The organism is Acinetobacter sp. SA01 (assembly GCF_011319235.1).
GTDB lineage: Bacteria > Pseudomonadota > Gammaproteobacteria > Pseudomonadales > Moraxellaceae > Acinetobacter.
In genome coordinates this window covers 60,020-73,541 of sequence record NZ_WXXM01000015.1, presented here as the reverse complement: position 1 = coordinate 73,541, position 13,522 = coordinate 60,020, and the positions used below count along the sequence as shown (strand labels likewise).

The window sequence follows — 13,522 nt, the reverse complement described above, 5'->3', positions numbered from 1 at the left end:
AAATTCTGGGGTGTATCGTTGTCCACTCATAATGTTCTCTCCTATGCAAAAAGAATAGACGATATTTGTCTAGGAGAGTGGTGGCAGTCCAAAAGATGGTTAGGTGTGTCTAGAATTTTGGTGGCTATTCAACCAGGAAGCTTTAAAACACTTTGATGAAATAGTTTTTGATGAACCAACAACTGAGAAACAATTCTCAGTTTTAGGATGGAGAGTTAATGCTCTTTTTAATCTAAAAGAAGGTCGTTCAGCATTTCGAGAGATCAATACATTACTTAGTAACACAGCCAGTAGCGGGGAATGGATATGGTCATGGTGCGCTCAACAAGTTGCATTATTTGGGCGTGATGATATTGACAATGCCAAACGAAGTATCTCATTTTGGGATAGATATCTAAAAAAATATCCTAATTGCCCATGTGGAGTTAGAGAATGGTTATTGAATCAATTTTATTTACGCTCAGAATCCGTAAATATCGGATTCACTTATTCTGCGTTTAAGTCTCATTTTGAATCTATAATTCAATATATTCAAACCGAAGATGCTGCATTTCTTTGGGATAGACTTGGTCATTGGGCACAGGACAATAGCAATTGGAATGAAGCAGAATATTGTTTTAGAAAGGCTTATGATCTGGAAAAAGGTGAATTCGGGTATTGCTTAGGTACGGCATTACTATTTCTAAACCGTCCGGAAGAAAGTCTTCCATTCTTACTAGAACAAGCTTTAAATATCCAACCTGATGACTTGAGTTGGTTTCAATTAGCGTCAACTTATGAAAAGTTAGGTAAAACAAAAGAATCAATTAATGCTTATAAAAAAGTAATCTCCTTAAATCCAGAGTATGCATTAGCTTGGTTTAATATGGGAGGCATACATTGGAATAATGGCGATTATAAAAATGCAAGACGAGTATGGAGAAAAGCTGTTAAGAAATTTCCTAGCCATGAGTTATCATCCCAACTCTATAAAAATATACCATACGCATTAGATTAAGAATTGCCAAAATGACATCAGTTGTGTCGTTTTATCCAAAAAATGACATCGGTTGAGTCGCAGTATGGTGTCATTATGGTTCGTCAGAATAACTAAGGTATTGATTTAATTATCCTGCTAATGACAAGCTATGAGTCGTTTGACGAAAGCGGAATCATTAGGTTCCGCTTTTTTTATACGAATAAAAATAATGGTGAATAAAAATGAGTAAAGGTAAAAATCAACATGTCGTCCCACATTCTAATGGATGGGCTGTTAAAGGTGCCGGCAATAGCAAAGCAACTAAAGTAACATCTACCCAAGCTGAAGCAATTAAAATTGCTGAAAGCATTGCTCGTAATCAAGGGTCTGACACAAAAATTCATGGTACAAATGGACAAATACGTTCCGGTAACAGTTATGGTAATGATCCTTATCCACCGAAAGATACAAAATAATCCGATTCTAGATCCCGCTTCAATAGCGGGATTTTTTATCAAAAGATAAATATATTATAAAAAACAATATAAATACATAGACTTAATAATAATTAATTAGTTTAATTTTTAAACCATTCTGCTATGATGATACTAAATTTATAACGCATACTACAAAAATAGAGGCTAATAATGAAAGGAACAATTCTGGATTTTTCAATCCAAAGCAATACAGGCATTATCAGTGGTGATGACCAAAACCGCTATAATTTTACTGGTGCGGAATGGCGAGGACAGCGCCCGCCTTCACCTGGCGAACATGTCGATTTTGCGGTTGACAATGCCGGTAATGCCTCGCAGATCTATATTGCCCTCAACCGCAACAGCACCGTTCAGAACCTGTCTGAACAACTGGATAGAATTTCAAACCAGAATCAATCTGAAGAACAATTTAATATGATTGACTGGTTTGTAAAATGTCTGAAAAATTATGTCACCTTTGATGGACGTGCACGCCGTAAGGAATTCTGGTTCTTTATGTTGGTTTCTTTCATTTTGGGCATTATTGTTCAAATCATTGATGCAATACTCGGTACCGACAAAATGCTGAATGGACTATTAAATTTGGCATTATTCCTACCAAGTCTCGCCGTAGGTGCCCGTCGTTTACATGACACAAATCGATCTGGTTGGTGGCAATTAATCGGATTAACAATTATTGGTCTTATTCCTCTTATTATCTGGTGGGCTTCAGACACCAAACGGGAAAACAATCAGTGGGGACAACCCACTAAATAAAGCAGATCAAAAAGGGCGATATCGCCCTTTTCTCTTATCTAAAATTCATCAACCATCAACCATCAACCATCAACCATCAACCATCAACCATCAACCATCAACCATCAACCATATTTTCGGGCAAAATCTTCATCTGAAGTACACAAATAAATAATGAACTCAATGAAAGCGACAAATGCAGGAATGAAGGTCCAGCAGAAAATCAGATAAACAATGCCCCAGCCAATTTGCCCCAAATAAAATTTATGAATACCAAAGCCACCGAGGAAAAAAGCTAACACTGCAGCCACAACCCTGTTTTTCTCGCCCACCTGATTGGTAAATGTAGAGGCTGAACTCAGGACATAAATGTCGTTGGCCTGACCGGTTCCATCCACAGTAAAATCGACTTTCTGCCCCCGGGCAGGTGAAATCTGCCCACGCCAGCTTGCCCCAGTAAAGTGATAGCGGTTCTGGTCATCACCACTAATCACTCCACTATTACTTTGAATAGAAAAATCTAATATCTGACCTTTCATATATTTCCTTGTTTTTCTTTATATTCACTTTGAATAGTAAGTGCATTTGATTAAATTTAAAATAATTATCAACTCATCCCTTATGCTAAAAATATGCAAAAGCCCCAGACTTTGCTCGTCTGGGTCATGGATGCATAATTTCATCTATTAAAAATACTTATCGCAATTCGATCTGATTGATTTGTTCAAGGCTCTGCACTGCAGCAGAAAAGTCCAAAGTACTGGCCTGCTCTTTTTGAATTCGGGCAAATTGATTTTGGATTAATTGCATACTCGGAAGCTGTAGCGATTGTTCCTGAATGAGATCCATCGCAATGCCAATGTCTTTCTGCAACAAGTCTAAAGCAAAGGTTTTATCAAAACTGCGATTCAGCACTCGCTGTGCCATAATATTTTCCGACATGCTGCTTTTACCGCTGGAATGATTGATACAGTTCAAAGCCGCAGATAAATTGACACCTTTCGACTTCAGCACGGTTAAACCTTCAGCCAAAGCCCACAAATGCGTTGCCATTAAGGTATTGTTAATGGCTTTGACCGCAAAGCCCGAACCACTCTCCCCTACATATTCAATCAGACTCGAAAAGGCTGCAATGATGGGTTTAGCTTTTTCAAATGCATCGACATCACCGCCCACCATCACAGTTAAAGTGCCTTTTTCCGCACCGATGGTTTGTCCTGAAACCGGTGCATCCAGATATACAACACCGAGTTTTTTCAAGCTTTGCATTAAATTCTGCGCCGATTGTGGCACACCACTGGTGCAATCTATCCAGATACTGCCTGACTTGGGAGGATGTGCTGCAATCAACTGCTCAACATCGGCACTGGTCGGCAAACAGGAGAAAATAAAATCGGCCTGTACCGCCTTTTCAATCTTTACGGATTGGGTTTGAAAAGTTTCGGCATGTTGATCCGCCTTGGATCCGGTCCTATTCCAGACCGAGACTTCATGTCCCAGTTGAGGAAGGTGGGAGGCCATATGCCATCCCATTGCCCCTAGTCCAATAAATGCAATTGTATGGCTCAAAATACACTCCTATTGGTTAACCACAGGTGTTACTGAATTTTCGCTATCGAGGCTGACTGAATCTTGTTTTTCTTCGCCACGACTCAAAAACAGGTTCAGCACAATCGCCGCCAAAGTGGCTGTACCAATACCGCCCAAATCAAATGAACCGATATGCAGACTAAAGTTCCCTGCACCCATAATCAGACTAACGGCTGCAATAATTAAGCTGCTGTTTTTGGTGAAATCGATTTTGTTATCGACCCAGATTTTGGCACCGGCTACGGTAATCAGGCCAAACACCACAATTGATGCACCACCCAACAATGCCACAGGAATGGTACTGATTACCGCACCAAACTTTGGTGACAAACCCAACAAAATGGCAAATACACCCGCCACTACAAAAATAGTGGTTGAGTAAACTTTAGTGACGGCCATGACGCCAATATTTTCCGCATAAGTGGTCATGCCTGTGCCACCCACCGAAGCCGACATGGTAGTACATACCCCATCTGCAAAAAATGCACGGCCCATATACGGTGACAGGTTTTTACCGGTCATGGCTGAAACGGCTTTAAAGTGCCCCAGATTTTCAGCGACCAGAATAATGGCAACAGGTGCAATCAATAACATCGCATTGGCGTTAAAGACCGGCGTTTGGAAAGTTGGCAGACCAAACCAGGCAGCATTGGAAATGATGGAGAAATCAATCGGCTTGCCCAAACCCATGACATTGGCCAGCAGGAAATACACCAGATAAGAACTGCACAAACCAATCAACAATAGCAGACGGCGCACCATACCGCGGGTAAACACGGCGACAACACTAATGCAGATAATAGTGACCACAGCCATCCAGGTATCAAAACTATTGGTGGACACGCTCTTGATGGTAACTGGCGCCAAATTCAGACCAATAATCATCACAATCGCACCGGTCACAATCGGTGGCATCAGCTTTTCAATCCAGCCGGTTCCGGTTTTCATCACAACCAGACCAATCGCCGCATAAACCAACCCACAAGCTATGGTTCCACCCAGTGCCAATCCGATATTCGGATTGGAACCTGCACCCGCATAGCCCGTTGCCGCAGCCACTGCGCCAATAAATGCAAAACTTGATCCCAGATAACTCGGCATCCGTCCGCCGGTCATCAGGAAAAATAAAATGGTGCCAATCCCGGTAATAAAGATCGTCAGATTTGGATCGAAGCCCATCAGCAAAGGTGCAAGTACTGTTGCGCCAAACATTGCAAAAGCATGTTGCAAACCCAAAACCATACTTTTGCCAGCAGGCAAATATTCATCAACCTGTACAGGCATTACATCTAGATTGCCTTGATAAGGCTTAAATTTCGGAAACCATGATTCTTTTTTTTGCATGGGTTTCCCCTCCCCTTAAATTAGGAATATTGGATCAATTCATTGGTTGCGGCTCACAATAACTACGGTTGAAATACATTAATGCATTACCGCCCTGATTCTGTTTCATGGCCTTAACCAGACAAATCAGAACGTCGTGACTACCTACCGACATGCTCTGTACCACTTCACAGTCAAATGAAACCAAGGCATCTTCTAAAACCGGTGCCTGTGTGATCAGGGTTGACCATATTCCACGCAAGAATCGTTCTGCTATAGGTGTTTTGCCACCAAAAGCATTGGATAATTCTTTTTGATGAGCCGCCAAGGTATTTACACAAAGTACCTGATTACGCTTAAAAGTTTCAAATACAGATGCGGAACGGTTCAAACAGACCAGTAATGTCGGTGGAGTATCGGTGACACTACATACAGCCGAAGCGGTAAACCCTGCCTGACCTGCTGCACCATCGGTGGTAATCACATTCACAGCGGCACCCAAATTACTCATGCCTTGTCTAAAAGTTGCCTGATCAATTTCTGTATGTGCTTCATCATCAGCCATTTTAAAACTTTGGGCATGTTGTAATAAATCTTTTCCAGATGGAACGGACATCAGTTTACTGTTCATCACCTTCTCCATCACTGAAATCCGCTATTGATCATACAATGCAAATTTCAGTGTTGCTGTTTTTAATTACCCGATCAGCTTGATGCTTGGGTAGAAAAATACGTAATTTACACATGGGCAACCGAAGCGATTTCTACCAACGCATCGGGTTTGACCAGTCCTGTTTGCACGCAGTAACGTGCCGGTTTATCCCCCGGAAAATATTCAGCATACACGCTATTGATTGCTGCATAATCCGCCCAGTCCTTGACGAATACATGATTAAAGGTCACGTCATCCATTGTGCCACCGGCCGTTTCAATCACTTTTTTAATGGTTTCCAGAATATGACGGGTCTGTGCTGCCGCATCGCCGACATGCACCACATTGTTATGTTCATCAAACGCTAAAGTGCCGGAAACGTACACAATATTGTCCGCTTTGGTTGCCGGTACGTACGGTGCCAATGGTTTGCATGTCCCTGCAGGTAAAATAATGTCTTTAGGCATGTGTTTTCCCCTATAACGACTTAAGCTGATTTTTCTAAGAGGTGTGATTTGAATTGAAACGTTTCGACAAAATTCTGTGTATCAGACACCCAGCCAAAAAAAGTTTTAATGTTATACAGGCTGGCTGCATGCGCTTCCGCCGGACCGGCCTGATAACAGGCATCTGCCAGCACCACGCCGAAATATTCCAGAAAGAAGCCGTCTCTTAAAGTCGATTCCACACAGACATTAGTGGCAATTCCGACAAACACCAGATTACGAATCCCTTTGCTGCGCAGCATGCTGTCCAGAGCAGTATTAAAGAAACCGCTATAACGTGGTTTTTCAATCACGATGTCTTGCGCCAAAGGTTGCAGCTCATCAATCAGTTCAAAGTCCCAACCGCCTTTAGCCAGTAATTTTCCCTGTAATTCAGGATACTTACGCATGGTTTTTAAGGCATTGGATTTATGAAAATTGGGCGAATTGATCCCGCCCGCTTCCACATACTGATCATCCCAACCATTTTTGAAATAAATCACCTGAATGCCAGCGGCATGCGCTGTATCCACTGCCTTTTTAATATTCTCCACCACCGGCTTGGTTTTAGACACATCAAAACCGGCCAGATCCAGATAACCCCCTTTGGAGGTATAGGCATTCTGCATGTCAATTACAATCAGTGCGGTTTGCTCGGCTGCAAGCTGGATCGCTTCCGGTTCAGCCTTTAACACTTTTCCTGTTCCGATGGCTTTGGTAAAGCCTGTACAAACCACTTGTTCTAAAGATTCATTTGTGTTCATGCTGACTTCTCCAAAGTTGAGATTTGAGTCGCATCAGCTTCAATGACAATATGCTCACGACATTTCATTAACGGTTGAATTCTTTGACCAAAATCCTCTACTCCTTGAATAAAATCATCAAAAGTTAACAGGATGCCTTCGGTGCCTTTAATTTCACCAATTTCATCCAGCATTTTCGCGACATTTTCAAAAGAACCGACAATCGTGCCCATATTGATATTGACTGGAGATACACTAGAAGCCATTTGGCGAATATTGGTATCGGTACCAGATTTGGTATCCAGACTGCCTTGATTCATCAGCCAGTTAATGGCTTCTACATCTGCTCCCTCGTTATAGCTTTGCCATTTGGCAAAAGCTTCTGCATCGGTTTCTGCAGCAATCAGCATAAATAGCACATAAGTTTGCACATCACGCCCGGTCTTGTCGGTTTGTGCTTTTAAGCGGTCATTGATGTCTGCATAGGCAGTCGGCGTATTTAAACCTTTGCCAAAAACAAAATTGTAGTCTGCATATTTGGCCGAAAATGCCAGACCTGTATCCGACTGTCCGGCACAGATGATTTTCATATCGGCTTGCGGTCGCGGGCTGACCCGGCAATCTTCCATTTGAAAATGCTCACCCTTAAAGTCTGATTTTCCAGTCGCCCAAAGTTCACGTAAAATTTCTACATACTCAGACAGATAATCGTAACGTTTGGCAAAGTATTCATCGCCCGGCCACATGCCCATTTGTTGATATTCAGGGGCTTGCCATCCCGTCACCACATTTAAACCAAAACGGCCATTGGAAATGGAGTCAATGGTAGATGCCATACGAGCTACAATCGCAGGTGGCATCACCAAAGTTGCCGCAGTGGCATAAATTTTAATTTTGCTGGTTACTGCCGCCAGACCGGCCATTAAGGTAAAGGTTTCGAGGTTATGATCCCAAAATTCTGTTTTCCCGCCAAAGCCACGCAACTTGATCATGGAAAGTGCAAAGTCGAATCCATAATGTTCTGCACGCTGTACAATCTGCTTATTCATTTCAAAACTCGGTTTATATTGTGGTGCATTTTCCGAGAGCAGCCAGCCATTATTCCCGATTGGACAAAAGACACCTATTTTCATTTTCGATACCTCTTTTTTACCATTTGGTTATAAATACACTTCAGGTAATTAACCTGTTTTTTCATAAAAATTATTTAGCAAATGCTATGCCAAATAATTTTAATCATTAATTATTAAATATTTATAATTATTTTATTTTAACAAATAGTAAAATAAACAGTTAAATAAATGCACCTTTATTAGCCATCATGGCTCCAAAAAAATGCATGGTTTGAAAAAACCGTCAAATTCAATTTGCCTTATATTCAAGCTGTCTTTAATAAAATGGATAAAAAAACCGTGATTTTAAACAATCACGGTGAGCTAGGAGGATAAGAAATTATCGAGAAATCCGTTGCAAATTTTATTAACAAGCCAGTTTCATTTACTCAAGACGTTACTTGCAAAAAGTGTTTATGCAAAAATTCAAGCATGGTTTTATTCAGTAATTCAGGCTCGGTTTGCGTGGAAGCATGGGCTCCAGTTGCAAGAATACTTAAACATCCATGTCCAAGCCGCTGCTTTAAATCACTCGACTTGTGTACAGGAACCAAAAAGTCATCCTGATTGGCAATCAAATGCAACTGACTGTGTTGCAAGGCCTGTATATGCTGCTCATTAATTTTAAATTGTTGTGCTACCTGAATTCGCTTGAGTACATTTTGCGGCGGCGGAAAATCCGCGAGTTGAATATCCTCCAAAGTCTTTAAATGCTGATGATGTTTTGAAATCCAGCTCGGTGGATATAAAAACAGTCCCTGCGCCCTGACATAAGCATCAGAACCCGCTGACTTTAATAGAAGAGTCCGTGCTTCAAAGCATTTTTGCGTATGTGGGTCGAGTTCGTCCCAGCAATTGATACAGGTCAGGCTGAGCACTCTCAGCTCAGATGAATTGAGCAATAACGCTAGCTCTGCACCAATAAAACTGCCAATTGCATGTCCCACAAAATGAAAATGCCGAATTTTTTCTTGCCTGATAATTTGCAGTAACTGCTGGGCCAGATGGATAATGTTGTAATCATCAGGCAAAATTGCTGAATCCGCATGACAGCCCTCCTGATCATACGTCAAAATATGAAAATATCGCGTGAATGCATCAATTTGAGGGCGCCAGAAACTGCCATGCCCGCCCAAACCGGAAGAAAAAATTAAAAAATCGGCGGCTGAATTTTCTGTGCACAAATGAATTTGATAGTTCATTTTTTACCATTTATTCAAATAATTTAAAAAATAAACAGCAAGTTTTATGCCTGAAAAATCACATCAATTCAGCCTGTCTGATTCTTGGAAACCTTGGCTTGCAAGGCTCATAGAAAAAGTAAAATTTTATGCAAAATAAACAAAAGAATAATTTGGCTCTAAACACTGAATAACAGGATTTACTTTCATACTCAAATCTACAACAAAAATAGATAAACCCAAGAAAAATCAAACACTTAAAATAGATAAACACAAAAATAGATACCAGAAAATAACTTGCTAAAACAAGGATTAAGAATTTAAACACAACTTAATTGGAGGAAAATTTATAGCATTCATAATGCAACACCTGTTTCCCCATACAGCAGTCATTATGAAAAAAATAGCCATCATGGCCCTATCTCTACTTTGCTTGAAAGGTGATGATGAATGGACATACCTACTGAATATCCGCTATTTCAATGCCATTATCTGCCCCGTTATTTAATTGGGTTAATCTTTATTCCTGCTATATTTATTGTTTTAGCGCAGCACTCGCTCAGTAACTTCAATATGATTAAAGATTTCAGTAGCCTGATTCAATACTTATTGCATCAATCCATGCCGGGTTGGTTGATGCTGGCACTCTTCATAATGCTGACATTGATTGCAATCAATATGAAATTGGTCATAACCCGCCAAAGCATATCCATACAAAGTTTTGGCATAAAGTTAAGCAATCTGGTACAGCGCAACAGGCTTTTAAAGACCCAGCTTTATTCCTCTCACAGCTCAAGGTATCGCACATATAAGCCCTTCGCAGCAAAAGCATTCAGCCAAGAACAACAGTGGAAAGTGAGTAGTCTCGGCTTTATTTTAAAACCTGAATTTCGCAAGCAATATAAAATGACACATATTGATCTTAATATGTTCGATAAAGACAACCGAAAAAAACTGATTCAGATTTTGGCGCAACACTATGATTTAGACCCTAAATTTTTTTTAGGTAGAGCACAACTTGCCAGACAGAAATTACAGCACAAGCTTCGATAAAAAAGCGCTCTCGGCGCTCTTTTATCAGGTTCTACTTAAGTCGGGATACGCAGTACCTGCCCGGGAAAAATATCATCAGCATCTTTTAACAAGGGACGGTTAGCCTCAAATATTTTGTTGTATTGATTGGCGTCACCATAATATTCTTTTGAAATCTTGGACAAGGTATCACCCGATTTAACTGTATAGAATTTACTTTCCGGAGCAGGTGTTACCACGGTCATTTGGTCATCTACTTTAGCCACATGATCGACATTCCCTACAGCCAGGACAATTTTTTCGCGGTCGGCCTGATTTTGTACCTGCCCTTTAATGGTCGCCAGATCGCTGCTGCTGTTATAACTCACCGATAAACCGGTCACTGGCAAGCCTAAAGCTTTAATATGCCCCAGAAGCTTGTTTGCGATTTCTTGTGCAGAAGGTTCTGCTGGAGGAGTTGAAGCGACCGGAGCTGGCTGAGGTTCTGCTGGTGCCGTATTTTTTTTACCAATACCTTTTACAAAATCAAAAAGACCCATTGTATTTCTCCATCATTATTATTTATGCAATTTGAAATAGCGTCTTTTTTTATACATAAAATTAATTCAAAGAAAGGTTGTCTTTGGTCCAGCAACAGTAAAGATATGTAATTATCATTTTGATGAGTAAATAAAAAAGCCACCTAAAGGTGGCTTTTTTATATTCAGCAGAGCTGAAACAACAATTAACCTAGTTTCTTAGAAACATAGTCAATAGCTGATTGAACAGTTGTGATTTCGTTAGAATCTTCATCAGGGATAGTGATGTCAAAATCATTTTCGAAAGACATAACAAGCTCAACTAAGTCCAAAGAGTCAGCACCTAAGTCATCCATAAAAGATGCTTCGTTTTTGATTTCTTCAGCTTTAAGACCAAGTTGTTCTGCAACCGCTTGTTTGATACGTAGTTCGATATCGCTCACAGGAATTCTCCTCATTGCTTGTGGCGTTTTTAATGCCGTTAGTTTAATTGAATATCTTATTTTTGCAAAGTTTATACTTGAGCTTAGCTCATGTATAAACCGCCATTTACATGTAAAACAGTACCAGTGATATAGCTTGCTTTATCGCTTGCTAAAAAACTCACGGCATTTGCGATATCTTGTGGATCACCTAAACGGTTTAATGCCACTTGATCACTCATTTTTTTACGAATGTCTTCGCTTAATTGATCCGTCATTTCTGTTGCAATAAAGCCAGGTGCCACAGCATTCACGGTAATTTGGCGGCTGCCCATTTCTTTTGCAAGACTTCGACCAAACGCTTCGATGCCTGCTTTGGCAGCAGAATAGTTGGCCTGCCCCGGGTTTGCAAAGTGTGCTACAACAGAACTGATATTAATAATGCGGCCAAAACGTGCTTTAGTCATGCCCTTTAAGACACGCTTAGACAGACGGTATACGGCCTTCAAATGAATATTGAGAATATCGTCCCAATCATCTTCAGACATACGCAGTAACAAATTATCTTTGGTAATGCCAGCATTATTCACTAATACAAGAACTGGACCATATTTTTGTTCAATATCTGTAACTAGTGCATCAATGGCTGCCGCATCACGTACATCCAGTACTGCACCCGCACCATTTTCAGCAAAACTTGCAGATAATTTTTCTGCGCCCGCTTCTGAAGTGGCGGTTCCCACTACAAAATAACCGTCTTGAATCAATTGCTGAGCGATGGCTGCACCAATCCCTCTGCTCGCGCCTGTCACTAATGCGACTTTGCGTTCCTGTGTCATGCAATTTTTCCTTCAGCCACTAAAATGGCGTTTAGCGCATCTTCCATACGACTGTTACTGTCGACTGGGAATGCTTTTTCGATATTTGGTAAACGCTTCGCAAGATTAGCCAATACATTACCTGGACCACATTCAACCACATACTGCACTCCTTGATCTTGAAGGAACTGCATGGTCTTGGTCCATTGCACAGATTGATACAATTGTGCAGTCAATGCCTGACGTAATCCTGCTACATCTGTCGCGATTTCCGCGTTGACATTTTGTATTACAGGAAGGCTAGGCAGCTCAATGGCAGTATGTTCCAAAGCTTGTGCAAATTTGTCAGCCGCCGGTTTCATCAGCGAACAGTGCGATGGAACAGAAACAGGTAAGGCAATGGCTTTACCGCCATTTTCTTTTGCTAGCTCCATGACCGCTTCGACCAGGGTCTTATCACCTGCAATCACCACTTGGCCCTGAGCATTATAGTTGGCAGCTTCTACTGAACCACGCCCCTGAATATTGACCTGTTCGCATAATTCAATCACTTTGGCATCATCCAGACCCAGAATAGCCGCCATTGCACCTTGACCCTGTGGTACTGCATCTTGCATTAATTTGCCGCGCAAATTCACAAGCTTAACCGCATCACCTAATGACATCGCTCCGGCAGCAACCAATGCGCTGTATTCACCCAGTGAGTGTCCTGCAAGATATTTTGGCGCCACTCCACCCAACTCTAGCCACACACGCCAAAGTGCAATACTTGCGGTGAGCAGTACAGGCTGGGTAAATTCAGTCTGATTTAAACCTTCGCCAGTTTGTGCAATGTGCCAGAGGTCAAAACCCACAGCTGCCGATGCTTCTGCAAAAGTTTCTGTCACGCTACTAAACTGTTCAGCCAATTCTGCGAGCATACCGACTTTTTGTGAGCCTTGACCCGGAAATACAAATGCTGTTTTCGTTGCTTGAGCAACTTGCTCGAGTTGTTTAGCAGACATAAAAAAATCCTGTAATGAAGTGATATTGTTATTCAACAATCGGTTAAATAACCAACATACACTTATGTAAGCTTATTTACGGAACGGAATTTAACACTTAATTTTTGTTTTGGTAATTGCCAAATACAACAAAAAGACGCCATAAAAAAAGGGAGCTTAACGCTCCCATTTTTTCTACTAAGCTTGACGCTTAATACATCATCAATTATTCAGCAGATGCTTTCGCGAATAATTGGCGACCACGGTAGATACCATCTTTAGATACATGGTGACGACGGTGAGTCTCGCCAGTAGCTTGGTCTACAGTTAATGCATTCTCGGTTAAAGCGTCATGTGAACGGCGCATGTCACGGCGAGAGCGACTTTTACGGTTTTGCTGAACGGCCATGATGGCTCCTTACAAAGATCGAAAAAATGGATCAGAACAAATTCAGTTGTCTTATACTTAACAG

At 41.2% G+C, this 13,522-nt stretch carries 17 protein-coding genes; 4 read left to right on the top strand and 13 right to left on the bottom strand.

What is annotated here, in order from left to right:
* Positions 1-103: 103 nt before the first annotated feature.
* The 3 genes from GTU69_RS17405 (at position 104) to GTU69_RS13190 (ending at position 2,211) form a co-directional block, all read left to right on the top strand.
* Positions 104-997 (top strand): tetratricopeptide repeat protein, encoded by an 894-nt coding sequence (locus GTU69_RS17405; RefSeq protein ID WP_346764489.1) that lies wholly within the window; start codon positions 104-106, stop codon positions 995-997.
* Positions 998-1,200: 203 nt separating this feature from the next.
* A complete protein-coding gene (locus GTU69_RS13195; RefSeq protein WP_086196058.1) occupies positions 1,201-1,434 on the top strand; it encodes a DUF2188 domain-containing protein in 234 nt (77 codons plus the stop codon).
* Between the two features lie 171 nt (positions 1,435-1,605).
* The gene (locus GTU69_RS13190; RefSeq protein WP_086196059.1) at positions 1,606-2,211 is read left to right on the top strand and encodes a DUF805 domain-containing protein; all 606 of its coding nucleotides are present in this window, start codon (positions 1,606-1,608) and stop codon (positions 2,209-2,211) included.
* A 104-nt stretch (positions 2,212-2,315) separates the two neighbouring features.
* On the opposite strand, the gene GTU69_RS13185 is transcribed toward GTU69_RS13190, so the two are convergent.
* The 8 genes from GTU69_RS13185 to rutD all read right to left on the bottom strand — a co-directional run bounded on the left by GTU69_RS13185 (position 2,316) and on the right by rutD (position 9,297).
* Positions 2,316-2,729: a TM2 domain-containing protein gene (locus GTU69_RS13185; RefSeq protein ID WP_205683530.1), complete on the bottom strand. Its 414-nt coding sequence runs from the start codon at positions 2,727-2,729 to the stop codon at positions 2,316-2,318.
* 157 nt (positions 2,730-2,886) lie between these two features.
* On the bottom strand, positions 2,887-3,759 hold the full coding sequence (locus tag GTU69_RS13180; protein WP_086196060.1) for an NAD(P)-dependent oxidoreductase: 873 nt from the start codon (positions 3,757-3,759) through the stop codon (positions 2,887-2,889).
* Positions 3,760-3,768: 9 nt separating this feature from the next.
* Positions 3,769-5,124: a pyrimidine utilization transport protein G gene (gene rutG, locus GTU69_RS13175; protein WP_166171112.1), complete on the bottom strand. Its 1,356-nt coding sequence runs from the start codon at positions 5,122-5,124 to the stop codon at positions 3,769-3,771.
* Between the two features lie 34 nt (positions 5,125-5,158).
* On the bottom strand, positions 5,159-5,668 hold the full coding sequence (rutF, locus tag GTU69_RS13170) for an NADH-dependent FMN reductase RutF (protein WP_240921650.1): 510 nt from the start codon (positions 5,666-5,668) through the stop codon (positions 5,159-5,161).
* 173 nt (positions 5,669-5,841) lie between these two features.
* Positions 5,842-6,222: a pyrimidine utilization protein C gene (gene rutC / locus GTU69_RS13165; RefSeq protein ID WP_166171110.1), complete on the bottom strand. Its 381-nt coding sequence runs from the start codon at positions 6,220-6,222 to the stop codon at positions 5,842-5,844.
* A gap of 20 nt (positions 6,223-6,242) precedes the next feature.
* Positions 6,243-7,004 carry a pyrimidine utilization protein B gene (gene rutB, locus GTU69_RS13160; protein ID WP_166171108.1) on the bottom strand — a complete coding sequence of 254 codons (762 nt, stop codon included), beginning with the start codon at positions 7,002-7,004 and terminating at the stop codon, positions 6,243-6,245.
* The gene (gene rutA / locus GTU69_RS13155) at positions 7,001-8,116 is read right to left on the bottom strand and encodes a pyrimidine utilization protein A (protein WP_166171106.1); all 1,116 of its coding nucleotides are present in this window, start codon (positions 8,114-8,116) and stop codon (positions 7,001-7,003) included. Before rutA ends, rutB begins: the two co-directional genes overlap by 4 nt.
* Positions 8,117-8,484: 368 nt before the next feature.
* The gene (gene rutD / locus GTU69_RS13150; RefSeq protein WP_086196065.1) at positions 8,485-9,297 is read right to left on the bottom strand and encodes a pyrimidine utilization protein D; all 813 of its coding nucleotides are present in this window, start codon (positions 9,295-9,297) and stop codon (positions 8,485-8,487) included.
* A 552-nt stretch (positions 9,298-9,849) separates the two neighbouring features.
* Between rutD and GTU69_RS13145 the strand changes: the two genes are divergently transcribed.
* A complete protein-coding gene (locus GTU69_RS13145) occupies positions 9,850-10,329 on the top strand; it encodes a hypothetical protein (protein WP_166171104.1) in 480 nt (159 codons plus the stop codon).
* Between the two features lie 35 nt (positions 10,330-10,364).
* On the opposite strand, the gene lysM is transcribed toward GTU69_RS13145, so the two are convergent.
* From lysM to rpmF, 5 genes are all read right to left on the bottom strand, one after another.
* Complete coding sequence (lysM, locus tag GTU69_RS13140) at positions 10,365-10,847, bottom strand: peptidoglycan-binding protein LysM (RefSeq protein WP_086196067.1); 483 nt, start codon at positions 10,845-10,847, stop codon at positions 10,365-10,367.
* 185 nt (positions 10,848-11,032) lie between these two features.
* Positions 11,033-11,269, bottom strand: coding sequence for an acyl carrier protein (acpP, locus tag GTU69_RS13135; protein WP_004651013.1), 237 nt, complete (start codon positions 11,267-11,269; stop codon positions 11,033-11,035).
* Between the two features lie 83 nt (positions 11,270-11,352).
* Entirely contained in the window at positions 11,353-12,087 is a 735-nt protein-coding gene (fabG, locus tag GTU69_RS13130; RefSeq protein WP_166171102.1) for a 3-oxoacyl-ACP reductase FabG, read from the bottom strand.
* The gene (gene fabD, locus GTU69_RS13125; protein ID WP_086196069.1) at positions 12,084-13,070 is read right to left on the bottom strand and encodes an ACP S-malonyltransferase; all 987 of its coding nucleotides are present in this window, start codon (positions 13,068-13,070) and stop codon (positions 12,084-12,086) included. Before fabD ends, fabG begins: the two co-directional genes overlap by 4 nt.
* Before the next feature lie 205 nt (positions 13,071-13,275).
* Complete coding sequence (rpmF, locus tag GTU69_RS13120; protein ID WP_004279227.1) at positions 13,276-13,458, bottom strand: 50S ribosomal protein L32; 183 nt, start codon at positions 13,456-13,458, stop codon at positions 13,276-13,278.
* Positions 13,459-13,522 lie beyond the last annotated feature (64 nt).

Excerpts from the sequence above, each read along its gene's own strand:
- fabD (WP_086196069.1), bottom strand. The coding sequence starts at position 13,070 with ATGTCTGCTAAACAACTCGAGCAAGTTGCTCAAGCAACGAAAACAGCA.
- lysM (WP_086196067.1), bottom strand. The coding sequence starts at position 10,847 with ATGGGTCTTTTTGATTTTGTAAAAGGTATTGGTAAAAAAAATACGGCA.
- GTU69_RS13190 (WP_086196059.1), top strand. The coding sequence starts at position 1,606 with ATGAAAGGAACAATTCTGGATTTTTCAATCCAAAGCAATACAGGCATT.
- fabG (WP_166171102.1), bottom strand. The coding sequence starts at position 12,087 with ATGACACAGGAACGCAAAGTCGCATTAGTGACAGGCGCGAGCAGAGGG.
- rutG (WP_166171112.1), bottom strand. The coding sequence starts at position 5,124 with ATGCAAAAAAAAGAATCATGGTTTCCGAAATTTAAGCCTTATCAAGGC.
- rutC (WP_166171110.1), bottom strand. The coding sequence starts at position 6,222 with ATGCCTAAAGACATTATTTTACCTGCAGGGACATGCAAACCATTGGCA.
- GTU69_RS13195 (WP_086196058.1), top strand. The coding sequence starts at position 1,201 with ATGAGTAAAGGTAAAAATCAACATGTCGTCCCACATTCTAATGGATGG.
- rutA (WP_166171106.1), bottom strand. The coding sequence starts at position 8,116 with ATGAAAATAGGTGTCTTTTGTCCAATCGGGAATAATGGCTGGCTGCTC.
- GTU69_RS13185 (WP_205683530.1), bottom strand. The coding sequence starts at position 2,729 with ATGAAAGGTCAGATATTAGATTTTTCTATTCAAAGTAATAGTGGAGTG.
- GTU69_RS13145 (WP_166171104.1), top strand. The coding sequence starts at position 9,850 with ATGATTAAAGATTTCAGTAGCCTGATTCAATACTTATTGCATCAATCC.
- rutB (WP_166171108.1), bottom strand. The coding sequence starts at position 7,004 with ATGAACACAAATGAATCTTTAGAACAAGTGGTTTGTACAGGCTTTACC.
- rutD (WP_086196065.1), bottom strand. The coding sequence starts at position 9,297 with ATGAACTATCAAATTCATTTGTGCACAGAAAATTCAGCCGCCGATTTT.
- rutF (WP_240921650.1), bottom strand. The coding sequence starts at position 5,668 with ATGGCTGATGATGAAGCACATACAGAAATTGATCAGGCAACTTTTAGA.
- rpmF (WP_004279227.1), bottom strand. The coding sequence starts at position 13,458 with ATGGCCGTTCAGCAAAACCGTAAAAGTCGCTCTCGCCGTGACATGCGC.